This window comes from Mesorhizobium sp. Root102 (assembly GCF_001425625.1).
Lineage (GTDB): Bacteria > Pseudomonadota > Alphaproteobacteria > Rhizobiales > Rhizobiaceae > Mesorhizobium.
Genome location: NZ_LMCP01000045.1, coordinates 249,806 through 272,905 on the forward strand (window position 1 = coordinate 249,806; position 23,100 = coordinate 272,905).

At 63.4% G+C, this 23,100-nt stretch carries 19 protein-coding genes, 1 tRNA gene and 1 pseudogene; 6 read left to right on the forward strand and 15 right to left on the reverse strand.

Annotation, left to right across the window (positions count from 1 at the left end; translation table 11 throughout):
- Positions 1-25 precede the first annotated feature (25 nt).
- The 9 genes from ASD12_RS27500 to ASD12_RS27540 all read right to left on the reverse strand — a co-directional run bounded on the left by ASD12_RS27500 (position 26) and on the right by ASD12_RS27540 (position 10,734).
- Positions 26-748, reverse strand: a complete 723-nt coding sequence (locus ASD12_RS27500; RefSeq protein WP_056594542.1) for a TfuA-like protein — start codon at positions 746-748, stop codon at positions 26-28.
- 5 nt (positions 749-753) lie between these two features.
- On the reverse strand, positions 754-1,908 hold the full coding sequence (locus ASD12_RS27505) for a YcaO-like family protein (protein WP_056594128.1): 1,155 nt from the start codon (positions 1,906-1,908) through the stop codon (positions 754-756).
- Between the two features lie 23 nt (positions 1,909-1,931).
- A complete protein-coding gene (locus ASD12_RS27510; protein ID WP_056594131.1) occupies positions 1,932-5,093 on the reverse strand; it encodes an AAA family ATPase in 3,162 nt (1,053 codons plus the stop codon).
- 212 nt (positions 5,094-5,305) lie between these two features.
- The gene (locus tag ASD12_RS34485) at positions 5,306-5,701 is read right to left on the reverse strand and encodes a hypothetical protein (RefSeq protein ID WP_156389003.1); all 396 of its coding nucleotides are present in this window, start codon (positions 5,699-5,701) and stop codon (positions 5,306-5,308) included.
- A gap of 198 nt (positions 5,702-5,899) precedes the next feature.
- Positions 5,900-5,976 (reverse strand) — tRNA-Pro (locus tag ASD12_RS27520).
- Positions 5,977-6,032: 56 nt separating this feature from the next.
- Positions 6,033-7,301 (reverse strand): O-antigen ligase family protein, encoded by a 1,269-nt coding sequence (locus ASD12_RS27525; protein WP_056594133.1) that lies wholly within the window; start codon positions 7,299-7,301, stop codon positions 6,033-6,035.
- Positions 7,298-8,833 (reverse strand): undecaprenyl-phosphate glucose phosphotransferase, encoded by a 1,536-nt coding sequence (locus tag ASD12_RS27530; RefSeq protein WP_056594136.1) that lies wholly within the window; start codon positions 8,831-8,833, stop codon positions 7,298-7,300. The genes ASD12_RS27525 and ASD12_RS27530 overlap by 4 nt, the downstream gene beginning before the upstream one ends.
- Before the next feature lie 196 nt (positions 8,834-9,029).
- A complete protein-coding gene (locus ASD12_RS27535) occupies positions 9,030-10,160 on the reverse strand; it encodes a glycosyltransferase (RefSeq protein ID WP_056594139.1) in 1,131 nt (376 codons plus the stop codon).
- 10 nt (positions 10,161-10,170) lie between these two features.
- Positions 10,171-10,734, reverse strand: coding sequence for a polysaccharide biosynthesis/export family protein (locus ASD12_RS27540; protein ID WP_056594545.1), 564 nt, complete (start codon positions 10,732-10,734; stop codon positions 10,171-10,173).
- 258 nt (positions 10,735-10,992) lie between these two features.
- Between ASD12_RS27540 and ASD12_RS27545 the strand changes: the two genes are divergently transcribed.
- Positions 10,993-13,269: an exopolysaccharide transport family protein gene (locus ASD12_RS27545; RefSeq protein WP_056594143.1), complete on the forward strand. Its 2,277-nt coding sequence runs from the start codon at positions 10,993-10,995 to the stop codon at positions 13,267-13,269.
- Positions 13,270-13,320: 51 nt separating this feature from the next.
- On the opposite strand, the gene ASD12_RS27550 is transcribed toward ASD12_RS27545, so the two are convergent.
- Together ASD12_RS27550 and ASD12_RS27555 are read right to left on the reverse strand one after the other, a co-directional pair.
- On the reverse strand, positions 13,321-14,157 hold the full coding sequence (locus ASD12_RS27550; RefSeq protein ID WP_056594147.1) for a GNAT family N-acetyltransferase: 837 nt from the start codon (positions 14,155-14,157) through the stop codon (positions 13,321-13,323).
- Between the two features lie 4 nt (positions 14,158-14,161).
- The gene (locus ASD12_RS27555) at positions 14,162-15,385 is read right to left on the reverse strand and encodes a GNAT family N-acetyltransferase (RefSeq protein WP_056594150.1); all 1,224 of its coding nucleotides are present in this window, start codon (positions 15,383-15,385) and stop codon (positions 14,162-14,164) included.
- Between the two features lie 91 nt (positions 15,386-15,476).
- Here ASD12_RS27555 and ASD12_RS27560 point away from each other — a divergent pair, with 91 nt between their 5' ends.
- Positions 15,477-16,535 (forward strand): polysaccharide deacetylase family protein, encoded by a 1,059-nt coding sequence (locus ASD12_RS27560; protein WP_056594153.1) that lies wholly within the window; start codon positions 15,477-15,479, stop codon positions 16,533-16,535.
- 16 nt (positions 16,536-16,551) lie between these two features.
- Here the strand turns inward: ASD12_RS27560 and ASD12_RS27565 are convergent, their stop codons facing one another.
- Entirely contained in the window at positions 16,552-16,767 is a 216-nt protein-coding gene (locus tag ASD12_RS27565; RefSeq protein WP_056594156.1) for a DUF2842 domain-containing protein, read from the reverse strand.
- A gap of 197 nt (positions 16,768-16,964) precedes the next feature.
- Between ASD12_RS27565 and ASD12_RS27570 the strand changes: the two genes are divergently transcribed.
- The gene (locus ASD12_RS27570) at positions 16,965-18,056 is read left to right on the forward strand and encodes a COX15/CtaA family protein (RefSeq protein ID WP_082525715.1); all 1,092 of its coding nucleotides are present in this window, start codon (positions 16,965-16,967) and stop codon (positions 18,054-18,056) included.
- Positions 18,057-18,162: 106 nt separating this feature from the next.
- A complete protein-coding gene (locus ASD12_RS27575; RefSeq protein ID WP_056594159.1) occupies positions 18,163-18,369 on the forward strand; it encodes a hypothetical protein in 207 nt (68 codons plus the stop codon).
- A gap of 70 nt (positions 18,370-18,439) precedes the next feature.
- Here ASD12_RS27575 and ASD12_RS33705 read toward each other — a convergent pair.
- The 3 genes and pseudogenes from ASD12_RS33705 to speB form a co-directional block, all read right to left on the reverse strand.
- A pseudogene (locus ASD12_RS33705) lies at positions 18,440-18,614 on the reverse strand (aminoglycoside phosphotransferase family protein); the annotation flags it as partial.
- Positions 18,611-19,537 (reverse strand): N-acetyl-gamma-glutamyl-phosphate reductase, encoded by a 927-nt coding sequence (argC, locus tag ASD12_RS27580; RefSeq protein WP_056594164.1) that lies wholly within the window; start codon positions 19,535-19,537, stop codon positions 18,611-18,613. The pseudogene ASD12_RS33705 and the gene argC, both read right to left, overlap by 4 nt.
- A gap of 30 nt (positions 19,538-19,567) precedes the next feature.
- Positions 19,568-20,575: an agmatinase gene (gene speB, locus ASD12_RS27585; RefSeq protein WP_056594167.1), complete on the reverse strand. Its 1,008-nt coding sequence runs from the start codon at positions 20,573-20,575 to the stop codon at positions 19,568-19,570.
- 124 nt (positions 20,576-20,699) lie between these two features.
- Here speB and ASD12_RS27590 point away from each other — a divergent pair, with 124 nt between their 5' ends.
- Both ASD12_RS27590 and ASD12_RS27595 read left to right on the forward strand, forming a co-directional pair.
- The gene (locus ASD12_RS27590; RefSeq protein ID WP_056594172.1) at positions 20,700-21,908 is read left to right on the forward strand and encodes an acyltransferase; all 1,209 of its coding nucleotides are present in this window, start codon (positions 20,700-20,702) and stop codon (positions 21,906-21,908) included.
- A gap of 96 nt (positions 21,909-22,004) precedes the next feature.
- Positions 22,005-23,063, forward strand: a complete 1,059-nt coding sequence (locus ASD12_RS27595; RefSeq protein WP_056594176.1) for a glycerophosphodiester phosphodiesterase family protein — start codon at positions 22,005-22,007, stop codon at positions 23,061-23,063.
- Positions 23,064-23,100: the final 37 nt, after the last annotated feature.

Sequence of the window (23,100 nt, forward strand, 5' to 3'; positions counted from 1 at the left end):
TCGTCGGCCGCCAACAGGTCAGGGCCTATAGCGCCAGCCCCGCATCGTCCATATCTTTGGAGAAGGCCGAGGTTAGCTGTAATTCCGGCAGGGGATGTGCTTTTTCAAATGCTTGCTCCCGCAAAAGTTCGAGTGCCAGCAGGGCATCTTGCTTTTTTTGCTGGACGAAAGCCGCGCCGAGCTCCCTGCACAATTTCTCGACGTCGTACTTGCCGTCGTGCGCATCCCGGACCATCCGTGCAAGGGTGCGCTCGCGAAAGTTGACGGCCTGTGCCGCACCCTCGAGCCTCGCCTGCTGTTCGGGTGAAATCACGCCGCGCCGGCAAGCCGCGCGAAGGGTCCGGCGCAGGTCAATCAGCGCATGCGTCAATTGAGCGAAATTCACCTCGGCCGGTCCATGCAATACCGCTACTGCGTCGTCGGGTGCAAAGGCGAAGCGGCGATACCATCGGTAGATAAGCCCGACGCCTTGCATATGGGGGAACAGCTCGGCTGCTCGAAGGGCACCCATGCTGGCCGCGCCGACGACATGAATGCCGCGGCTGAGGGCCCACAGGATTTCCTTGTGCCGAACCGCCGGCTCGGCCTGAAAACCACCGTCTATGACAAGGATTGCACTCGGGTCGAAATGCTGCACGGCCGAAACGATCGAGCCTTGCACCGCCGGGGGGAGGCATACCGCATCGACGACCTTCAACGCGTCGGCATGGGACACGGTAGGGCCGGTGAAGACGAGTTTCGGGCGCATGGTCACTACCCCTGCAAGAGCGGCTGCAAGGCAGGGATGACGATCCTGACAACCGACAGGGCGTCGAGTGGTTTCGTTCCCACCCGGATTAGGTGAACAGCATCGAACCCTCTCTCTTCGAGAATTGCCAAGAGGACCGACAGCCCGTCCGACGCCGTGTTGAACTTCTGCTCGGCGAGCGCGCGGAAATCCACGCTGCGCGGGCCATCGCGGAGGAGCCGGCGATGCGCTGCGATCATCTGCCGATCGGGGTATTTCGGATAGAACGCTCGCGTCATGTCATCGCGCGCGCCCGAGATCGCCGCCAGACGGGCCTGGGCCGCTTCGTAGATGGCGTGCGCCGCCACGCCGGCGGGACTGAAACCGGCAGCCGAACCATCAGCCGGATGATCCAAAAGAACCGTTTCCGTCGGTTCGTCTTCCAGCAGATGGCACCACACCACCGGTATGCCCAACGGCGACAAAGCTTGCCAAAGGCCGACCAGCACGTTCTTGGCCGCCAAAGTTTCCAGGAGATCGCGGAGCGACGGATCATCGATCGTTTCGGGATCGATGCGTTGACGGTGGAAAAACCCGTGGGTCCGGTATGCCGTGGCGATCGCGTCGCGTTCGATGCATTCAAGCATGCCATGAACGATGGCATCCGGCTCCTCGAAGCCTGCGGCCAAACCGCTCGTCGATGCCGCGAAAATGCCGTCATGGGGCAGTGACGGCAACACATAGGCGGTGTGCACGAGCTCGAGCGGGACCAGGTCGCGGCTGCAGGTAAGAAGATTGTCGGCGGCTACCCACGCCGTCTCCCTGCCGCGCCATCCGGGCGCGGTGCCCCCCTGGAGATGCCTTTCGAAACGATCGGGCGGGATGCCCAATTGATCGGCGCAGCCGACGGCTGTGTCGAAATTCGCCACCTGCTCTGCAAAGAAGCTCTCGGCCGATTCCAGCATGGCCGATATCGCGGCTTGTGCCAGGGTGGCGCCCTTGCCTTGCGCGACCGCGTTGGAAAGCGAGAAAGGTCTTGTTACCTGCACGACCGGGATGCCGATCTGGTCGAGCCCGGTAATGTCGGCGATCCGCGTGATGCCCAGGCCTTCGCGCATCTTCATCAGCCTCGCCAGCGCCTCGTCGGGCGGCGGACCCAGGCGTTCATATCGCTCCAGCATCGCGGATACTCTTGCAGGGCCGGCTAGTGCCGAACGGCCGATTCGGGATTGACGATCAGCGCGGCGCCCGGCTCGAGAGCGGATTTGGCACGTTCGACCCGATCGCGATAGCGCGACGACAGTTCAGGTGACAGGCCTGATGATTGAAGGGTCTCGTATGTACTGACGAGGAAAGGCACAGCGTTTTGCTCCGCGGCTATGGCGATGCTCTTTTCGAGGGCAGCGATTATGTCCGCCTCCGCATCGCCCTTAAGAAGAAGTAGCTCCGCCCTTCGCCGATAGAGCTCTGCGAGCCAGAAGCGGCTGCCGCCGGCCTCGGCCTGCGCCACAGCCGAGCCAAGCAGCGCGAGCGCCTCATCGACCTCGGCGGTTCGTGTCAAAAGCTCTGCCAGCATGCCGCAATAGACCGGTTCGTCCTCAGGCGTCTGGAACTCGCCATGGAGGCCAAGGCCTTGCCGCATTTTTTCCCTGCCGCTCTCGACCTGGCCGGCGTTGCCGTCGCACCACCCTTCGAAGATTTGCGCTGCGGCGGCGAGGGCGGGCATATAATGGCGCTCCGTCAAGTGGCGCAGATCCGCTATCACGCTTCGCAGCATCGAAAAATCGCGGCGATAGCAATGCAACATCGCCTCGTTGAGGTAGGCATGCGCGATGCTGCCGGCATGTCCGGTTTGCTGCGCCCAGCTCCTAGCTTCCGACATCGAATGGATCGCGCTTGCCGGCTTTCCGACGAACCACAGCGACAAGGCGCGGTGGGCGAGCCCGCAGACCCTCGCGTCATGCCCGCCGAACAACGCAGCATTGGCTTTGCCCTGGCCGTGCTCATAGAGCGACAGTCCGGCGTCGACGGCCGCGATGCAGCGGTCGTGGCGGCCAAGATTGAAGTCGATTGCCCACACGCAATGCCTGGCCTGGAGTTGCACTTCGGCATCCTCGACATCCCTGAGATCGCTGAGCACGACTTCCGCGCGCTCGCCGTCCATGACGGTATCCGTGAACCACCAGCCCCAGTAGATCGGGAACCACTTGGCCCGCTCGGCCACCGGCCGCCGCCGGGCGATCACCACGCCGTCCTCGTACAATTTGCGGGCGGGCGCCGAGTTCGGACCTTCGACAGCGGTCAGGATGGGACCGAGCACGATCATTGCCGATAGCCGCAGCGCGTCTCGCGTGTCGGCTGCCGCAACGCGCTCGCAGAGCGCCAATGCATGCTCGAGTATCTGCCTCGCTTCCGCCATTGCCGAGCGGGACGAGCTTTCCGTGCCTGCGATCACGAACTGAGCGATCGCGTCCTCCAGAAGGCCTGCGCGCTCGGCGTGCTCGGCGACCTCGGCGGTGCCCAGCCACCCGGCCAGGTTTCGGTTGCGGCTCACCGCGGCAAACAGGCGGCGATGCAAGGCCTGCCGTCTCTTGCGCAGCGTTGCGTTGTAGATCGTCTCCTGGATAAGCGCATGGCGCACGCCATAGACCGGAACGCCGGAAGGCCGCAGGCGGATCAGGAACCCGGCCTCGCTCAGCGAATCCAGCGCGTTTGCGATGATTTCGTCGTCGAGCTCCGGCAACAGAGCGCGCAGCAATTCCTGATTGAAACGATTGCCCGCGACGGCCGCGGCGCGTGCGACTTCGCGTGCCGGCCCCAGCGTTTCGAGCCTGGCCTCGATCACGCTTTCGAACACCGAGGCATGACTGCGCGTCGCGGTCTGCGCCAGCCGATCCGTTGCCGAGGCCGCGTTCTCGGTCATCCACTGGCAGATTTCTTCGATGAACAGCGGGACGCCTCCGGTCATGCGTTCCACCACGTCGAGCAATTCCGGGGAAGTTGACGGCTTGCCTTGCGGCCACATGGCCGCGATCGCCAGCCGGGTTTGCTCGCGGTTGAGCGGCTTTAGCGAGATATGCCTTGGATTCGATGCTGCCAGCCAGCTCCCGGATTCAGGGCGCGTGGTCGCGATGACAAGCGCCCGGAAGTGACGGGCCGACTGTGCAAGCTCAGCCAACAATTGTCTCGACGTCAGGTCGATCCAATGGATGTCCTCGACCACTAGGACGATCGGTCCGCTGGCGCACAGGGCTTCGAGCGAGTGGCGAACCGCCCAATTGGCTTTCGCGCGCATCGCCTCGGCGTCGATTTCCTTGAGCATCGGATCGGCTCCCACAGCGCCGAGCAGGAACGAGAAGATGTCGATGATTTCGGGATCGCGGACGTCATGATCGCGGAATACTTCCGCCACGGCGGCAGCGCTGAGCTGTCCTTCGTTGCCGGCGAGATCGCCGCGTACGTTCTGTAGCAGCGGATGCAGCGCCGAGCGCAACCCGCCGGGCGTGCACTGGAAGAGCAGCAGTTTCGCGCGCTGGTGACGCGTGCGCCGGCGCACTTCGTGAAGAATGCGCGACTTGCCGATCCCGGCCTCGCCCTCGATCACCACCACGCCGCCGCTTCCTGCAACGGCACTGTCCCATGCTTCGGCGATCGTGGCGAGCTCGGCCTCGCGATCGACGAGCGGACTGCTCAGCCGCCCGAAGGCGAAGAAGCGGTCGACCTCGCGCTTGTGACTCAGCGCGTGCCAGACCAACTCCGGCTCGGCAAACCCCTTGATCGTATGGGTGCCCCTAAAGCTGAACACATGCGACCGTCGCGCCAGGTTGCGCGTCGCGTCCGAGACCACCACCGTATCCGGCTGCGCGATGGCCTGGAGCCGCGTGGCCATCGCGAAGGCAGGGCCGGTGACATTGTCACGACCGGTGTCGGCGTCACCCTTGTGGATCAGGGTCATCGATGTCGCGATTCCGACCCGGACATGCAAATCGGCGCGGCCTTGGTCCGAACCGACGCGCCTGCAGGCGTCGATGATTTCGAGCCCGGCCCGGATCGCCAGCGATGCCGCGTCCTTGGCGTCTATTTCGGCAGGAAACAAAGCAATGCCGCCATCGCCGACCTCGACCTGGACGGCACCCGAGCACGACGCGACCGCCTGTCTCGCCGCCCGCTGGAAGGCTGATATCAGTTCCTCGAACTCTTCGATGTCCAGGATGGCCAGAAGGTCGGTCGATCCGACCAGGTCGTAGCAGAGCGCGGTCAGGATCCGGCGCTCATGCCGGGCTTCGGACGCATTGTTGCCGTTGCCGCCCAGAAAACCTGTTGACACCGACGCCGCCGGCAACGCGACCGGACTCTTCTCCGACATGCTGCGATTTCCTCGCCGAGCGCAGTGACGGCAATATTAGCAAATTGCGATGCTGTTCACAAAACACTTGATTGGTGGGCAGGGCATGAAAAAGCCGATGCTGGAATCATTATGGAGATATGCTCATGGCGCAAACTCCCCGTGGCGTTGACCGAGATGAGGCGCAAAGCAGCCACACGATTTGCTGTAACGCCCTGGCGTGGGTGCGGACTTTAATTTGTTCTGGAGCGGTTGGTCATTTGGTGCGGCCGGAAGAATTCGAACCCTCGCGGAGTTCTCCCTGCGCGTTTACCCTTTCGCCATCGCCGCGATCGCTGCGGGCTGTTTCCCGTTTGTGAGGTGCCGGACTCGAACCGGGAAAGCGCGCAGTCTGAGCGCGCGAGGTTTGCCTGAACTCCCGTCATGTCGGCAACGAGGTGTTCTGCGGTGGTGTTCAGAAAAGTGTGCAACGGAGCGACGCAGGCTTTGGCCGCGCCGTCGTCTGGCGCCAGGAGGAGCCGCAATCCGTAGACCCGGATGTCCGGCGTCAGTTCTGCATCGAATTTCGCGACGCATGGAAAGCGTCCGTCGCCAAGGTCGGTGGCGGGCACAATAGAAAGGATACGCATTTCGGGTTCCTTTGAGGGATTGGCAGGCAAATTCGAGAATCGCCGAAAGGCACGAATGCAGAACATTCGCCGGCCCAGTTCGGGACTTTTTCGGGACTCTGGGTTCCGAAACGGGCGATTTGAACGCCTCTCGTTTCGAAAATGAGAAAAGGCGCCGCAGGGCGCCTTCAATAAAAGCTAGGGATTTCAAGGAACTATTGGTCGGAGTGGCCGGATTCGAACCGACGACCCCTTGACCCCCAGTCAAGTGCGCTACCGGGCTGCGCTACACTCCGGACCGGTCGCGATGTATCGTGATAACCCCGTGCGGGTCAACCGAATTCCTCGACTTTTATCCTGCTGCGATTGCGGGTGCGGATGAGCGCTGAAAGGCGGGCCGCAACAGCCGCTGATGGCGGTATTCCAACGCGATGGCGCCCCAGACCAGGCCGAGCAGCAGGTAGACATGGCGCCAGTGGTCGATGTCGATGAAGGTGCCGAGCCCGATATTGCCGATGAAGGCGACATAGGCGCACAGGAGATATGGCTGCCAAGGCCGGTCGCGCAGCAGGATGCGGAATCCGGCAGCCATCGTCCAGGCGACGAGCGCCAGGAACGACACGAAGCCGAGCCAGCCATAGTCCATCAGCATCTTCAGCCAGATGTCGTGGGTGTCTTCACCAAAGATCGTGCCGAAGACCAGCGGGCCGATGCCGAACGGATGCTCCATCGCCATCTGGAAGCCGATCCCGTAGCGGGCGAAGCGGCCGAGGCGCGCGGTGTCGTAGCTCTGCTCGAGATGGGCGCGGTTGGAAAACATCTCCGACACGCCCGGCAGCTGCAGGATGACGATCATGGCGACGACCAGCAGCGCCAGCGCCGCGATCGTCATCACCACCACGCGCAGCCGGAACATGCCGCTGGCGCTTTGCAGGAACAGGCAGCCGGTGAGCAGGACAGCCGAGACGGCGAACATGCCCCAGGCGCCGCGCGAGAAGGAAAAGAAGATGCCGGCGGTGATGATCAGCAGCGGCACCGCCAGCAGCGGCATGCGCGTGACCGGTCCGGTCAAAAGCAGATAGAGCAGATAGATGCCGGGCAGAACCAGGAACGGGCCAAACACGTTCGGATCCTGGAAGGCGCCGGCGGCACGGTCGTATTTGGTGAACATTTCGGCGCCCGGAAAGGCGTGGAAGTAGCCGGCAATACCAAGCAGCGAAGTCGCCACGGCAGAAACCACGTAGGCAATGAAGATCAGTCGGTAGAGGCTCGGCCGCACAGCGGTGATCGATGCGAAGAACACCGCGCTGAAGGCGAGAAACAGCGACACGGCGAGATAGAGCGGCGTGTTGGCCAGATCCGCCATCTGCGTCATGGAGATCATGCCGCCAATGTTCATCGTCACCAGCAGCACCAGGAGCGGCGTGGCCGCGCGGGAAATCCGCAAGCCGAAAAGCGCCCAGATGGCGATCAACCCGGCCATGTAGAGTTCATAAGGCGCCGGCTCGCTGATGACGAAGCCGGACAGCAGGATGCCGAGGAAGACCGCGCCCGAGGAAATCAGCGCGATCAGCTTGGCGTTGACCGTCGCGCGCGGCAAATCATGGCTGATCGCGCTCAATAGGCGTTTTCCGTGTTCAAGAGCCGGATCGGCGTCAGGAACAGGATCCGCAAGTCGAACAGCAGCGACCAGTTCTCGATGTAGTAGAGGTCATACTCCGTGCGCATGCGGATCTTCTCGTTGGTGTCCATCTCGCCGCGCCAGCCATTGATCTGCGCCCAGCCGGTGACGCCCGGCTTGACCTTGTGGCGCGCGAAATAGCCGTCGACCACTTCGTTGTAGAGCAGGTTGTGCGACTGCGCGGCGATGGCGTGCGGGCGCGGACCGACCAGCGACAGCGAACCGAGCAGCGAGTTGAAGAACTGCGGCAGCTCGTCGATCGAGGTCTTGCGGATAAAGCGGCCGACGCGGGTAACGCGAGGATCGTTCTTGGTCACCGTCTGCTTGGCGGTCGGGTCGGCCTTGTCCGTATACATCGAACGGAATTTGTAGACCTCGATGATCTCGTTGTTGAAACCGTGCCGCTTCTGGTGAAACAGCACCGGCCCCTTGCTGTCGAGCTTGATGGCGATGGCGGTCGCCAGCATCACCGGCGAGAACACGACGATGCCGATCAGACTGAAGACGATGTCGAAGGCGCGCTTGGCGACCGAATCCCAATCGTTGATCGGCTTGTCGAAGATGTCGAGCATCGGCACCGCGCCGATGTAGGAATAGGCGCGCGGGCGAAACTGCAGCGCGTTGGAATGCGCCGACAGCCGGATGTCGACCGGCAGCACCCACAGCTTCTTCAGCAACTGCAGCACACGCGATTCGGCGGTCAGCGGCAGCGATACGATCAGCATGTCGATGCGGGCGATGCGGGCGAATTCGATCAGTTCCGAAATGGTGCCAAGCTTGGGATAGCCGGCGACGATGGGCGGCGAGCGCTTGTCGCCGCGATCATCGAAGATGCCGCAGATGCGGATGTCGTTGTAAGGCTGTTTTTCGACCGAACGGATCAGGATTTCCGCCGCCTTGCCGCCGCCGACGATGACGGCGCGCCGCTCCATGCGGCCATCGCGCGCCCAGGCCCGGATCAGCTTCGACATCACCAGCCTGAGGCCGAAGATGAGAACGAAGCCGGTGACGAACCAGCTGCCGAACAAAAGGCGTGAATAGTCTTCCGACATCTTCATGACGAACGCCGTCAGCGCCATGAGGGCGAAAGTGCCGGCCCAGACCAGCAGCACGCGGCCGAAATTGACGATAGGCCGCATCAGGGCGACGATCTGGTAGCAGTCGGTGACGTCGAGCAGCACCACGGCAAGGAACGACGCGGCGGCGATCGTCAGTGGATATTGCCAGGCGAGATAGTTGAAGAACCCGACATAATGGAAATAGACGGCAAGCCCGGACACGAACAGCAAGCCGAACTCGACCATGCGCAGGACGCCGCTGACCATGATCGGCGACATCGTATCGCGCCTGTACTGCGACGCGACCTGGCGGGCGACATCGTTCATCCCGCCGGGCGTGTCGCCATCGGCCGGGCCGTCGAATTTACGCACCGCCTCTGGTGAAAAGCGGCGCGCGGGGTCGATCTCGTTCATGGGGCTTTCCGCAAGCTTCCCTGCGGTGAATAGCAAAAGAGAGCTAAGAAACCCTTGAAACAACCCGTGGCTTTGAAACGGCTATGCATGTCGCCCAAAAGTGGCCCCGGTTTTGGGAGAACGACATGCATAAAAACAAAGACCTAAAGCGCGTCGCCTGAATCCGTTCAAACGCGACGCGCTTTAGGCCTTGCGTCTATTTGCCCAGCGCGGCGAAGTAGGCCTTCTCGATGTCGGCGGCCATCACATCGGCGCCAAATCTCGCCTTGAGGTCGGCGCCATCGGGCATCAGGTCGCGATAGGCGGCGGGGTCGGCCAGCGCCTGGCTCATCTTGTCGGCAAGCTCGACCGGGTCGGGCCGGATCAGGGCAGGGGAACCGGTGGCGAAGATCTCCGGAATGCCGCCGACCGCGGTTGCGATCATCGCCTTTCCCGCGGCAAGCGTTTCCAGCACGATATAGGGCATGGCCTCGGCGCGCGAGGGAACGATGACGAGCGCCGCCAGAGCGAAGGCCTCCCTGGCCGGCATCGGCGGCAGGAAGCGGACATGGCGCTCAATCCCGAGGCGTTTCACTTGCGCGTGGTAGCGCGGCAGGTCGTCGCCGTCGCCGACCATCACTGCGGTCAGCGCGCGGCCGAACTGGGGGCCGGCGAGGGCGAGTGCATCGATAAAGATGTCTGGTCCCTTCAGGTCGCGCATCATGCCGATATAGAGCAGATCGGCCGCGTCCGGCTCGGTGATCACCGGCTCGAATTCGGTGGCGCGCAGGCCGTTATAGACCAGGGTGTTGGGAATGGGCGGCTCGCCGACCTTCCTGCGATAGGTTTGCCGTTCATAGTCGGAGACAAACAGCAGGCAGTCGGTGAATCGGGCCATGAAGCGCTCGAGCGCGAAGAACAGATTCCCGGTGGTCGTGTTCTCGTCATAGTGGAGAGAGCCACCATGCGGTGAATAAAGGCGGGCTACGCGAGACCTTGATACCCGCAACAATGAGCCGAACAGACGGGCATAGGCGCCACCCTTGGCGCCGTGCCCGTGCAACACATCCGGCCGCAATTCCTTGATGATCCTGTAGGTGCGCCAGGCGGAGGCAAGATCGCCCGGGCCGACATGGCGCTGCATCGGCGTGCGATGGATGCCGAGCGCCAGCATGTCCTGCATCTGCTCGAACAGATGTTCCTCGAACTCGCCGCCGGTGGTCGAATCGCAGACGATACCGACGGAATGCCCGGCCGCGACCTGCGCCTCGGTCAGGTCGCGCACATGCCGGAAGATTCCTCCGACGGGTGAACGAAAGCAATGGACGATCCTGAGTGTGTCCGCCACTTGGTATCTGTCAGAACAGACGTTCGCGGACGTAGACGGTATCGCCGGGCAGCAGCGGGTCGGAGGTGACCACGCGGCCCGTCATCACCTTGCCGTTGATGTCGCGGGTGATGTCGACGCTTTCCTGATTGGCGCGCGGTGTGAAACCGCCGGCAATGGCGATTGCCTTCTGCACCGTCAGGCCGGGGACGTAGGAGTATTGGCCCGCGGCTCCGACTTCGCCCATGACGAAGATTGGCCGGTAGCGGTCAATCTCGACCGAGACGTCGGGATCGCGCAGATAGCCTTGCCGCAATTTGTCGGCGATTGCCTTTTCCATCTGCTGCGCGGTGTGGCCGCGCGCCGGTATGGCTCCGACAAGCGGGAAGGAGAGGTAGCCGGATTGGTCGACGCTATAGGTGTTGGTCAGGCCGTCCTGCTCGAACACGGTGACGCGGACGCGGTCGCCGGCGCCAAGACGATAGGGCTGATCGAGCACCGCATGGAAGGCCGCCGGCGTCGGCCGGTAACTGGAACAGCCAGCCAGCATCGATACGGCAAGCAGAGCGCGAAACAGGGAAGCAGTGCTTTTCATGACCGGACAGGTACCTTCGACTGGCCGCTGCGGCGTCGCAGCAAACATCAGGGATCGAGGTCCGTTATCATCCTGTTAGGGTTAATGGCCGGTAAAGGGAGCGGCCGACACGCGGCGCATCGGCAAGAGTTTTACGATTTTTGGCGGTTTTGTTTATCGCCCGCCAGTAAACCCTAACGGAAACTTACCGCGATCTTAACGGCTGAGTTACCATAGTTGTTTACGGTGCGTGCTGACCCAGTATCGGAGTAGGGATGCATGTCCGTTCAGTCCGCGGCCGCAGATGTCGACGTCGATCTCAGGCAGCTCTTCGCCAGCCTGGCGAGGAACTGGCTGCGCATAGTCGTCGTCGTCCTGGTGGTGACGGGGCTTGCGTTCGCCTTTGCCTCGCTGGCGACCCGGCACTACAAGGCCGAGACGCAGGTGGAGATCGCCCCGCGTGAATCCGTCTATACGCGGCCCGCCAGCAACAACAACGACACCGACAAGCCAATTCTCGACGAACAAGGCGTCGCCACCCAGGTCCAGATAATTTCCTCCAACGAAATCCTCAAGCAGGTCGCGCAGAATCTTGGACTGGAAAAGCTGCCCGAGTTCAATGAAGCGCTCGACATGTCGCCGTTGAGCCGCGCTCTGGTCCTCGTCGGCCTGAAAAGCGACCCGATGGAAATTCCGGCGGAAGAACGCGTCCTCAAGAAGATGCACGAGAAGCTCAACGTCTATGGCGTCGAGAAGACCCGCATCATTGCCATTGAGTTCTCATCGGAAGATCCCAGGCTGGCGGCCGCCATACCGGACGCCATTGCCGCTGCCTACATTGCGGGGCAGGGGGCGGCCAAGCTCGAATCGAACAACGCCGCCGCCGATTTTCTGGCGCCGGAGATCGCCGATCTGCAGCAGCAGGTCAAAGCTGCCGAGGCGAAGGTCGCCGCCTACCGCTCACAGTCCGATCTTCTGATGGGTGGCAACAATTCGGTGCTGGCCACCCAGCAGCTTTCGGAGCTGTCGAGCGAACTGTCGAAAGTGCGGGCCAATCGCGCCGCGGCGGAAGCGACCGCTGACGGTGTGCACAGGGCGCTGCAGAATGGCGGTTCGCTGGATGCCGTGCCGGAGGTTCTGTCGTCGGACCTGATCCAGCGCTTGCGCGAGCGCCAGGTCGAATTGCGCTCCAACATCGCCGATCTGTCGACGACACTGCTAGGCAATCATCCGCGTATTCGCGCGCTGAAATCGCAACTGGCCGATCTCGACGCGCAGATTCGCAGCGAGGCGCAGAAGATCATGAAAGGCCTGTTGATGCAGGCCGAGACGGCAAAGGCCCGCGAGAGCCAGCTTGTCGCCGACGTCAACACGTTGAAGGCGGCGTCGGCGCAGGCCGGTGAACAGCAGGTCGATCTCGACGCGCTGCAGCGCGACGCGACCGCCAAACGGCAGCAACTCGAGCTGTATCTGACCAACTACCGCGAAGCGGCTTCGCGCCAGGATCGCAACTATCTGCCGGTCGACGCGCGGATCGCCTCAAAGGCTTCGGTTCCCTCGGAGGCCTATTTCCCGAAGGTCGGGCCGATCGTCGGCGCCGCATTCGCCGCATCGCTGCTGATCATGGCCATCGTGACGCTGCTGCGGGAGCTGTTTTCCGGCCGTGCGATGCGCCCGGCGACCGGTTCCCGCTTCGAACGGATCGATGAGGTCGCGATGCCCCATGTCGCGCAAGCGCCTGATGTGGTCGCGAAGCCGGTCGTCCGCCAGGAGCCCGCCATCCTGCGGGATTCCGTCGTTCGCCAGGAGATGGAAGAAGATCTGACTGAAGCGGAGGCCGAGCTCCACACGGCTGCGATGCCCAACAGGGCCGAGGCGCCTGATATGGTCGCAATGCCCGATGCGGCGACCACCGAGCAGACGGCGGCCGAGCCCGAACCGGTGCGTTCCACCCTGGGCGAGATCGACGTCGAGAAGGCTGCTGAAAAGCTGATCGCCAGCGGCGCGGCGCGCGCCATCTTCGTCTCGCCGGAGGGCGACGAGGCAGCCGCATCCGCGGTCCTGGTGGCACGCGAGGTCGCGGACGCCGGCCTGCGTGTCCTGTTGCTGGACCTCACCGCTTCGGGGGCCGCCTCGCGGCCGATGCTGGACAGCGGCCTTTTCCCCGGCATCACCAACCTGCTCGCTTCGGAAGCGCAGTTCAGCGACGTCATCCACGCCGATCTCTACTCGGACTGTCACGTCATCCCTGTCGGCACCGCCGATCCGGTCCGCGCCATGCGCGCCGCCGACCGGCTGCCGATCATCATGCAGTCGCTGACCACGGCCTATGATCTGGTCGTGGTCGAGTGCGGACCTGCCGACGCGCAAGGCATCAGCCGTCTGGCCGGCGATGCCACCGAGGTCTTTCTGTCCATGCTGGAGCCGGACGACGAGGTGACGCACGCCGCGGTCAAGCTGATCGAGAACGGCTATCCCGACCTGACGCTGGTGACGCCGCTCGGCCACGAACCGCCCGGCAATCCGGTGCCCGGACGGCGCACCGCCGCCGCCTGAGAGGGCCGAGGATCGCCTGGCGGAGGCCTGTATTCAGGGTCCGTCCAATCTCTATCCCAGTTCCAGGGTCGTTACGCCGAACAGCTGCTGCAGCCCAAGCTTCAGAGCCGGGCCCTTGTACATGCGGGTGGTTGTGAAGGTCGGCGCAAAGCCGGCCACCTCGAGCGCCGCAATGAAGCCGGTATTCTCGGCGGGAACGTCGATGTGCAGTTCGCCGCCCTCGCAGGCACCGGCCAGCCCATCCAGCAATTGCAGACCGATTTCCATGTCGTCGGCAAACAGCGGGCCGATCTTGAAGCCGGAACGGCACGGCCGCGCCACGGCGTAGCCGGTGGTGCCGCGCGAACTGATCGCCGCCAGCCCGTGATGCGGCGCCTGCAGCCATCGCCGCAGGAAGGCCCGCCGCGGCGCCGGAAAACAAGATGAGTCATAGGCGATGATGTCGGGCACGAGCTGCGTTGTTATCATGCGCAACCCATCGGCCCTGACCGCCGGTCCTGCCTTGCGCCCACTGAAGCGGATGGTCTCGTAGGCCGGCCTGAAGCCCTTGCTTCGGTAATTGGTCTGCTGCTCTGCGACGCCGTCGAGGCCGATGGTGCGACCGGCAAGTTTCGTCATTCCAGCGTTCCACACCGCCTTGCCGTAGCCCTTGCCGCGTCTGTCCGGCCGGCAGATGTAGAGGCCGATGAAACCGAACTCGATTCCGTAGGCCACTGCCGAGATCGCGGCGACCATTTCGTTGCCGACAAAGGCGCCGATGAAGCCTTCGGGGTCCGCGGCCTGGAACATCGCCGCGTCTTCAAGACCTGGGTTCCAGCCTTCTCCGGCCGCCCAGTCGATGAGAACAGCCAGTTCCTGCAGCGACAGTGTACGGATGGTCGGCTTCATCGCCTTAGCTGTCGTCGTCGACCGGCGCTGCCTGTCGGGCCGCCTTGCGGCGCAGCATCTTGGTCAGCTTCCAGATCGTCGGGCTGTTCTTGACGGAGGCCTTGAGCCGCGCACCTTGCCTCAGCATCAGCGCCAGCGCGCGGCCTTTCATGGTCAAGGGTGCCAGCACCTCGAAATGCCGGATTTCGATATCGCACCACAGCCGCTTGTAGGGCTCGTCGCCGACGGAGAAATCATAGACCTCGAAACCGGTCTCGCAGGCTTCCTGGATGTTGTCGAAGAACAGGAAATCGCCGGGGCTGGCGTAACCGAGATCGTCCTCGGCGATCGCGCCGAACTCGCAGATCAGGCGTTTGCCGGAGCGGCTCGACCCGGTGACGGCGCGCAGCTTTCCGGCAACCTCGAGCCCGTGTAGCACGAAGGAGGGCTCGGCCTCGGCAACCGCTTGCGAAAACAGCGCGCGGAAGAAGCCGCGCACCTGCCCGTCGCCGAAGACGTTGGCGATGCCCATCTTGCGGAAGCGGAGTTCCTTCATCTCGAAAAAAGCGTCGAGCAGCCTGTCCACCTCGTCCACCGTGCGCGCCTCGATGCGCCGATGGCTACCGACGGCCTCGAACTTCCGGATCTGCGAACGGTGCTTCTTGCGCTTGCGTTTGCCGCTGGCGCGAGAGAGCAGCGCATCGAATCCGCCGGCGAGGTCGACGGCCAGCGACAAATTGGGGCTGGCAAAATGGTCAAGCGAGGCGAGGGGATTGGCGACGCCGTCGAGATCGGGCAGCAATCGTTCCAGTGCGACGAGATCGATGTCCGGGCGTGCCTTGGCGATGGCCGTCAGCATCGATCGGATGGCCGAAACATCTGCCCTGGCCAGCCAGTGCGGATCCGCGGCGACGAAATTGCCATTGGCGTGGCGGCCACCCATGAAGCGGGCGACGCGGAAAGGACCGCTGGCGGTGACCTCCAGGGCCAGCGAGAATACCGGCTTGCCTTCGGTGCTCAGCGTCGCGACGAGCAGATCCGGTCGGACCTCTGCAGCCCAGTTCAGGATCCAGGCAGCGCCCTGCGGTGGTGCAAACAGGGCCGAGCGGCAGAACTCGGCATAGGCCACCAGTCCGTCCGTGGACGCCACTGAAATCGACAGGCCGGCATGGTTTCGTGGCAAGGCGCGCGGTGACGCCTCGGTCGCCGCAAGCCGATTGCCGTCAAATGACGCTGCAGCGTCAACCATACCTCAATCCTTAGGGCGTATTGATCGCGATTTGGGGGTTCGCGTAGGCGCATTCCGTGCTTGGATCAGCCTAGGCGCAAAAGGTGAATGAATGATCGACGGCGGGGAGGCAATCCGGAAACTGGCGCTGAACGTCGCCCGCTATACCGGTCTCGCACCGCTGGCCAAACCGTTCATCGGCGGCATTGGCGCCATCCTGATGCTGCACCGCGTTACCGCGACGCCGGAAAAGCCGGACAGCGTCAACCGGCATCTCAACATCGCTCCCGGGTTCCTCGATGCCATGATCGCCGACATGAAGGCGCACGGTTATGCCTTTGTCTCCATGGACGAAGCGGTTGAGCGCATCAAGGCAGGCGACAAGGGCGGGGAGTTCGCCACCATCACTGCCGACGACGCCTATCGCGACAACATGACCGAGGCGCTGCCGGTGCTGGAGAAGCACGGCGCGCCGATCACCATCTATGTCGCGCCCGGGCTGATCAACGGCACGGCCGACCTATGGTGGGATGTGGTCGAGGATGTCGTCAAGGCGCGCGACAGCCTCACTCTGACGCGGCCGAATGGTCCCCTGACGATCGATTGCTCGACGTCTGCGAAGAAACTGGAGGCCAACGCACGCCTGCATGCCTATCTCACCTCCGAAGTTCGCGAGGAGGACCTGCAGGCGGTGTTGCGTGATCTGGCTCGCTCGAATGGCGTCGACGCCGATGGCCCGCGCCTGCGCACATTGATGAACTGGGGCGAAATCCGCCGCATCGCCGCGCATCCGCTGGTGACGATCGGCGCTCATACGATCAACCACAGCAATCTGAAGCGGCTTTCCGAGACCGATGCGCGGCACGAGATTGGCGCCGTGCGCGGCATGTTGCAGGCCGAACTGGGCGAAGAGCCCAGCCATTTCGCCTACCCCTATGGCTATGCCAGCGCTGTCGGCTGCCGCGAGGTCGGCTTTGCCCGCGACGCCGGCTATACCTCCGCCGTGACGACGCGCCACGGTGTGCTGCGCGCCGAGCATGCCGGCTTCCTGCATGCCCTGCCGCGCATTTCAGTCAACGGCCGCTACCAGAGCCTCGCCCATATCCGCACCATGCTGTCGGGCGTGACGACGCCGCTGGCCAATGCCGGCAAGATGGTCGTTACCATCTGACGGTGCCGGATTTCGCTTAGCGCTTGGCTCTCGGCTCCAGCATCAGCCATTTGATGATGCCCATCGCCGGCAGCACCCAGAGCAGGCCGCTGAGCAGGAAGAACAGGAAATGCACCCACGGGCCCGATTCCGACAGCCGGGCGACCGCGAAGATCGATGCGACCAGCGCATAGATGATGACCAGTGCTACCAGCAGAAACATTCCGATCAGCTTTTTCAGGCGCACGGGCATGGTTGGTCTCCTGGTCGAGGATGCCGGCAATTTGGACAAGCGGCCCGGCAGGTTCAGGGTGTTGGCCTCGCATAGGCCTTGGCGCGAAGCTGTGCAACCGGTGAGACGTGGCGCGACGGCGTGCCGCGCCGCACGGCCTTGCCAGCACGGGTGCGATGGTCCACCAATCCGCCAAACCAACCTGCCGGGACAAGATCATGGCTGCCATATCCGCTGCCGCGCCATACGTCGCCCGCGCCCGCGACCTGCATAACCGGGCGCTGCTGCGCGGCTGGCTCTATGTGGTGCTTCTGGTGCTGTTTGCGCTGGTGCTGGTCGGCGGCGCCACCCGGCTCACCGATTCCGGCCTGTCGATCACTGAGTGGAAGCCGATCCACGGCGTGATCCCGCCGCGCAACGACGCCGAGTGGCAAGAGGAATTCCAGCTCTACCAGCAGATCCCGCAATATGCCGAGCTCAACAAGGGCATGAGCATCGAGGCGTTCAAGTCGATCTTCTGGTGGGAATGGGCGCACCGCCTCCTGGCGCGCAGCGTCGGCCTGGTCTTCGCCTTGCCGTTGCTGTTTTTCTGGGTAACGCGCCGCATCGAGCGCGGCCTGGGCCCGAAACTGGCAGGCATTCTGCTGCTCGGCGGCCTGCAGGGCGCCATCGGCTGGTGGATGGTGGCCTCCGGTCTGGTCGACCGAGTCTCCGTCAGCCAGTACCGGTTGGCGACTCACTTGACGCTCGCCGCGCTGATCTTCACCGCGACCATGGTGGTCGCGCGTGGGCTGGCGCCGCATTCCGAGCCCGCCGCCGATCAGTCGACGCAGAGGCTGGCCGGCTTCATCGTGTTTTTGGCGCTGGTCCAGATCTATCTCGGCGGCCTGGTCGCCGGGCTCGATGCCGGCCTGAGCTACAACACCTGGCCGTTGATGGACGGCAAGATCATCCCGGGCGATCTGCTGATCCTTGAACCTGCGTGGCGCAACTTCTTCGAAAGCCCCAAGACGGTGCAGTTCATCCATCGGCTCGGTGCCTACACGGTGTTTGCCGTGGCCTTGTGGCACATGATCGCCACGCGCCGGCGGCTGCCGGGCTCAACGCATGCGCGGCGCGCGACGCTGCTATTTCTGCTGGTGCTGGTGCAGGCCTCGATCGGCATTGGCACGCTGCTGATGCATGTGCCGCTGCATATGGCGCTGACCCACCAGGGGTTTGCGCTCATCGTGTTGGGCTTTGCATCAGCGCATTGGCGCGGCACCAAGGGCGCCTACCCCTTGCAGCTCGAAATCGCGCTGAGGAACTGATCCCGAGCCGATCGGCCGGTCACATCCAGAATTCGTTTGACGATGTCGTCTTCTCGCCGTCGAATTCCGCCTGACGCAAGGCCGCGGCGGATGGTGCGGACTGGCTGTGAGCGGCTTTGGCTACCTTGTCGGCGGCCTTGAGCGCATCGAGCTTGGCTTGGGCTACGGCAATATCCTGCTGCACCTGGGCAGCCTTGACCTGATCCGTGATCGCCTTGGCCTGGTCTTCCAGGTCCTGGATCTGCCTTTCGAGCGCGGCCTCCTGGGCTGCATTGCTCGAGGAGTTGAACGAGGAATACCGGGTCGCCTGTGAGGAACCCGAATCGCGCTGACCATGACAAATTCCGAAGAGGAGCCAAGACCAGTCAGTAACCCATCGTGGTGAGCAGGCGCACAGCGCCTTTGCCGCGCCGCCAGACGAGATAATGCTCGCCGCGCAACTCGTCGGCGACGTCGTCGAAAGGCTTGAGTTCCTTGACAGCGGCTGGAAAAGGTCTCGGCAATCAGTTCGGGCGCGCAGACCTTCCAGCGCGCCGGAAAGGCTGGCGCGTCCATCAGAGGCCGAGCATCAGGTCCATGTTCTGGACGGCGGCGCCCGAAGCACCCTTGCCGAGATTGTCGTAGACCGCCAGCAGCAGCGCCTGCGCGCGTTTGTCGTTGGCAAAAACGTAGACCTTCATCCGGTTGGTGCCGTTGTAGATCTCCGGATCGATCTCCGCCATACGCTCCGAATGCGCATAAGGCGCCACCTCGACCACACCGCCCTTGATGGCGGCGAAATGGTCGGCAATCGCCGCATGCAGTTCTGCACCGGTCGGCACATGGTCGAGGCCGCCAAGCTGCAACGGCACCACGGTGATCATGCCTTGCGCGAAATTGCCGACCGCCGGCTGCATGATCGGATCATGCGACAGCCTGGCATAGGCCCTCAGTTCCGGCACGTGCTTGTGCTGCAAGGTGAGGCCGTAGGGCAGGAACTCCGAGGCGTCCTCGCCCTTGGCGACATAGTCCTCGATCATCGGCCGTCCGCCGCCCGAATAGCCCGAAATGCCGTTGACGGTGATCGGGAAATCAGCCGGCAGCAGGCCGGCGGTGACCAGCGGCCGCAGCGTGGCGATCGGTCCCTGCGGCCAGCAGCCGGGGTTGGCAACGCGTTTTGCCGAGGCGATCGTTTTCGCCTGCGTCTTGTCCATCTCGGCGAAACCATACGCCCAGCCTTCCGCCACGCGATGCGCGGTCGACGCATCGATGACCCTGGTGGTGTCGTTCACGATCAGCGAGACGCTTTCCTTCGCCGCATCGTCGGGCAGGCACAGGATCGCGACATCGGCGGCATTGAGGAACTCGGCGCGCGCAGCCGTTTCCTTGCGGCGTTCGGCGGGAACCGAGATGATTTCCAGGTCGCCGCGCTCGGCCAGCAACGCCCGGATCTGCAGGCCGGTGGTGCCGTGTTCGCCGTCGATGAAGATTTTCGGTTTCATGGATCGATCAAATTCCCTGCTATTTCAAGACTATATGCCGTTGCCGTAGTTCACTGTGGCACCATTGTGGTTGCCGTTGTTCAGCTCTTCAAGCCGTGCCTTTCGCTCCGCCAGCAGGCCGAGATATTGCATGGCCACCATCGAGCCGGCGATCGCCGTTATATCGGCGTGATCATAGGCCGGCGCAACCTCCACGACATCGGCGCCGACAATATCGATCTGGTTGAGCTGGCGCAGCGTCGACAGGATCTTCGCCGAGGACGGTCCGCCGGCAACCGGCGTGCCGGTTCCCGGCGCATAGGCCGGATCGAGGCAGTCGATGTCGAAGGTGAGATAGGTCTTCTTGCCGCCGGTGCGGTCGACGATGGCGTAGGCGATATCGGACGCCCGCATCTCCTCGATTTCGTGGCCGTAGAGGATCTTGATGCCAAACGTGTCGGGAGCATGGGTGCGGATGCCGATCTGGATCGAGCGGTCGGGATCGATGATGCCTTCCTTGACGGCGCGGCCGACGAACGAGCCATGGTCGATGCGCTTGCCGTCGTCCGGCCAGGTATCCTGATGCGCGTCGAACTGCACCAGGGCAAGTGGTCCATGGATGGCGGCATGCGCCTTGAGCAGCGGCCAGGTGACGAAATGGTCACCGCCCAATGTCAGCAGGAAGGCGCCGGATTTGAGAATCTTCGCCGCTTCGCGTTCGATCGTGCCGGGCGTCTTCTGGTGGTTGCCCGAGTCGAGCAGGCAATCGCCATAGTCGACGACCGCCAGATGCTCGAACAGATCGCGCGAGAACGGATATTGCGGGTCGTTGTCGAGGATCGCAGAGGCGCGGCGAATCGCCTGAGGCCCGAAACGAGCGCCGGGCCGGTTGGTGACGGCGGCGTCGAAGGGAATACCCCACACCACCGCATCCGCGCCCTTCACGTCCTTGGTGTATTTGCGCCGCATGAACGACAGCGCGCCGGAATAGGTCGGCTCGAACGCGGCGCCCGTTTTGGAACGGGCGGTGAAGGCGTTGTCGATGTTGTTGTTCGCCATTACGGATCCTCGTTTTTCGTCGGGGTGCAACAACTACAGAACCGGCACGGAAGATGCCAGTCACAGCTTGGCGAGACGGAATGGCGCTGCGCGAGTGCCACGGCAAGACAGGATTTGTATCATCATGACGCAGACCGCGTTTCTCAATCCCACGCGTGCCGCGGCGTCGACCCACCCCGGTACGATCGCGGGTGAACGCTTCCTAGTCCTCGATTCGTGGCGCGGCATCTGCGCGCTTCTGGTGGCGCTGTTTCACTTCCCGACCGGTTCGACTGTTTCGCAAAGCGCCTTCATCGGTTCGTCCTACCTCTTCGTCGATTTCTTCTTTGTTTTGTCAGGTTTCGTCATCGCCAGCAGCTACGGCAATCGGCTCAACCAGCCGGAACAGGTCGCTCGCTTCGCCCTGGTCCGTTTCGGCCGCATCTACCCCCTGCACCTGCTCATGCTTGCCGCCTTTGCCTGCTTCGAGCTGCTGCGGCTGATGCTGCCGCAACTGCATGGAACCGGGGCTGCACCCTTCACCGGCGGCTTCGACCTCAAGAGCCTGCTTGCCAATCTTCTCCTGCTGCAGGGTGTCGGCTTCGAGGATCAATTGACCTGGAATGCGCCAAGCTGGAGCATTTCGGCCGAGTTCTTCGCCTATCTCTTGTTTGCCGGCGTGGTCTTCGTCGCCGGCGCGCGCGCCTGGATATGGTTCGTCGCCGCCGCCGTCACCGCGCCGCTGTTCCTCCTCGGCTTCTCGACCCATCATATGGATGTGTCCTTCGATTTCGGCTTCATCCGCTGCCTGTACGGCTTCTCGCTCGGCGCCTTGCTGGCCTGGTTTCAGCATGATTCCATTGCAGGGGCGCGACAGGCCCTCGCCAGGAGCGGCCCACGGATGGACTGGACCCTTGCCGAAATCGTCATGGTGGCCGTCATCGTGTTTTTCGTTTCGCTGGCGGGCGGCAATGATTTCGGCATCGCGGCACCCCTGGTGTTCGCGCTGGCGCTGTTTCTGTTCGCCCATGAGGGCGGCTGGATCAGCGCCTTGCTCAAGATGCCGTTCATGCTGACGCTCGGCGCGCTGTCCTACTCGATCTACATGGTCCACATCTTCGTCCAAGCGCGGCTGATCAACGTCGCCGGGCTCGTCGAGCGCAAGCTCGGCCTCGGTCTGATTGGCGACTTCATGCTGCGCGGCCAGCCTGCCACCGGCTTCGGCGCCGGCTGGACGGGATCGGTGGCGATCATCGTCATGCTCGCGGCCACCATCGCGGTCTCATGGATCACCTGGCGCCTCATTGAGATGCCGGCGTTGGCGTGGTTCCGTCGGCTCTCGAAACGCATCTGACGCGCCTTCTGCGAGCATTCCGCTAGCCGGCTTCGTTCACCTCCCTGTCACGGGCGTCGCCTATCCGGGTGTCGATCCGGCAAGGAGCGATTCTCGATGCGGACCATCTGGCTAAGCCTTCTGTTTTCCACGGTACTAGCGGCTGCGCCTGGCCACGCCTTGGCCGGCGAGACCCGCGCCAGACAGATCCTCGACCGCTTTGAGCATGCCAACCAGTGGCGCGACCACGTGATGGTGGCCGCGCATCGCGCCGGCAGCATGCAGGCCGGCAAGACGCTCTATGCGGAAAATTCGATTGCTGCCTTGGAAGGCTCGATCGCCATGGGCGCCGAAATCGTCGAAGTCGACATCCGTCGCTCGAAGGACGGCGAGTTCATCGTCATGCATGACAGTTGGCTCGACCGCACCACGACCTGCAAGGGCGAGGTGGTCAAATACACGCTGGCCGAGCTGAAGACCTGCAGGCTGGTGGTAGAGGGCACCGGCGCCGTCACCAATGAGACGGTTTCGACGCTGCGCGAGATGCTGCTGGCGACAAGGGACAGGATCCTCATCAACCTCGACAACAAGCTCGACGTCGGCGATCTCTCGGGCATGATCGCTGTGGCTCGCGATCTCGGCATGGTCGAGCAGGTCATCGTCAAGGAGAACCTGTGGAATTCACAGCGGATTTCCACGGTCAAGACCGCCATGGGCGCTATCGGCGACGGCTTCCAGTTCATGCCGATCATCGCCGATGACGCGGTGCGTGATGCCGGTTTCGCCGAGACGGTCGACCATGCCTTTTCGCCGCGCGCGATCGAGCTGATCAACTGGCGGGCGGGTGCCCAGACGCTGACCGAAACCGGCGGACCGCTGTTCAGCACGCGCATGCGCGCGGCCGCGGTGCGGGGCAACTGGCACATCTGGGCCGACACCTATGCGATCGTCAACAAGCCGGGTGGCTTCCTTGCCGGCGGCCGCGGCGACGAACTGGCGGTGCAGGCCAGCCTGCCGCGCGAAAGCTGGGGTTTCTGGGCCGATCGCGGCGCCACCATCATCCAGACCGACGAGCCGAAGGCGGCCATCAATTGGCTGGCGGCGAACGGTTTTCGCGTGCCTTATGCCGATGAGGCGCGGCCGGCTGAGCCGGCGAATACGGCGAGTATCAACTAGCAATCCGACGCTGGCGCTGTCTACCCGCTAGGCGCTT

Coding starts and splice junctions, on each gene's coding strand:
- ASD12_RS27500 (WP_056594542.1), bottom strand. CDS start 748: ATGCGCCCGAAACTCGTCTTCACCGGCCCTACCGTGTCCCATGCCGAC.
- ASD12_RS27505 (WP_056594128.1), bottom strand. CDS start 1,908: ATGCTGGAGCGATATGAACGCCTGGGTCCGCCGCCCGACGAGGCGCTG.
- ASD12_RS27510 (WP_056594131.1), bottom strand. CDS start 5,093: ATGTCGGAGAAGAGTCCGGTCGCGTTGCCGGCGGCGTCGGTGTCAACA.
- ASD12_RS34485 (WP_156389003.1), bottom strand. CDS start 5,701: ATGCGTATCCTTTCTATTGTGCCCGCCACCGACCTTGGCGACGGACGC.
- ASD12_RS27530 (WP_056594136.1), bottom strand. CDS start 8,833: ATGAACGAGATCGACCCCGCGCGCCGCTTTTCACCAGAGGCGGTGCGT.
- ASD12_RS27540 (WP_056594545.1), bottom strand. CDS start 10,734: ATGAAAAGCACTGCTTCCCTGTTTCGCGCTCTGCTTGCCGTATCGATG.
- ASD12_RS27545 (WP_056594143.1), top strand. CDS start 10,993: ATGTCCGTTCAGTCCGCGGCCGCAGATGTCGACGTCGATCTCAGGCAG.
- ASD12_RS27550 (WP_056594147.1), bottom strand. CDS start 14,157: ATGAAGCCGACCATCCGTACACTGTCGCTGCAGGAACTGGCTGTTCTC.
- ASD12_RS27555 (WP_056594150.1), bottom strand. CDS start 15,385: ATGGTTGACGCTGCAGCGTCATTTGACGGCAATCGGCTTGCGGCGACC.
- ASD12_RS27560 (WP_056594153.1), top strand. CDS start 15,477: ATGATCGACGGCGGGGAGGCAATCCGGAAACTGGCGCTGAACGTCGCC.
- ASD12_RS27565 (WP_056594156.1), bottom strand. CDS start 16,767: ATGCCCGTGCGCCTGAAAAAGCTGATCGGAATGTTTCTGCTGGTAGCA.
- ASD12_RS27570 (WP_082525715.1), top strand. CDS start 16,965: ATGGCTGCCATATCCGCTGCCGCGCCATACGTCGCCCGCGCCCGCGAC.
- argC (WP_056594164.1), bottom strand. CDS start 19,537: ATGAAACCGAAAATCTTCATCGACGGCGAACACGGCACCACCGGCCTG.
- speB (WP_056594167.1), bottom strand. CDS start 20,575: ATGGCGAACAACAACATCGACAACGCCTTCACCGCCCGTTCCAAAACG.
- ASD12_RS27590 (WP_056594172.1), top strand. CDS start 20,700: ATGACGCAGACCGCGTTTCTCAATCCCACGCGTGCCGCGGCGTCGACC.
- ASD12_RS27595 (WP_056594176.1), top strand. CDS start 22,005: ATGCGGACCATCTGGCTAAGCCTTCTGTTTTCCACGGTACTAGCGGCT.